This window comes from Pseudomonas sp. TNT2022 ID642 (genome assembly GCF_028656995.1).
GTDB lineage: Bacteria > Pseudomonadota > Gammaproteobacteria > Pseudomonadales > Pseudomonadaceae > Aquipseudomonas.
Genome location: NZ_JAMDGW010000049.1, coordinates 1 through 502, shown reverse-complemented (window position 1 = coordinate 502; position 502 = coordinate 1). Strand labels below are relative to the sequence as shown.

1 protein-coding gene is annotated in these 502 nt (G+C 57.8%); it reads right to left on the bottom strand.

Going from position 1 to position 502, the window contains the following annotated elements:
• On the bottom strand, positions 1-416 hold a 416-nt coding region (locus M5G26_RS29390), incomplete at its 3' end, for a helix-turn-helix domain-containing protein (RefSeq protein ID WP_273917185.1).
• Positions 417-502 lie beyond the last annotated feature (86 nt).

The window sequence follows — 502 nt, the reverse complement described above, 5'->3', positions numbered from 1 at the left end:
GGACGCAAATGTGTTGGAGCGCGGGGACGCGGGGGATAGGGCCGTCGCGCCACCACCAAACCAGCTTTCTTCAACCACTCCCCGGCGGTACTCGCCGCCGGCCATTGGATATGCGGATCGGAATCGCGCAGGCGACCAATGATCTGCTTGGGTCCCCGATCGGGGTGCTCGTTTTTCTTGGTCAGCAGCGTGGCAATGATTTCGTCGGGCGTTTGATGAGGGCAGTTCAACGGCTTGCGCGATTGCTCTTTCAAGCCATCCACGCCTAACGCTGCATACCGCTCCAGCCATTTGTCGATGGTTGGACGGCTGACGCCATAGCGCCGGCTTAATTGGCTCTTGGTGTAGCTGCCGCCAAGCCAGTCGCTGACTAACTTCACTCGTTGATCCATTGGGGACTCTTGATTCCAGGGCATGGTCAGCACCTCCTGACCATGATTAATACCTGTAAACCATGTCCCCGGTCTCAAACGTAAAGGATGTACCCGGTCTTTACCCACCC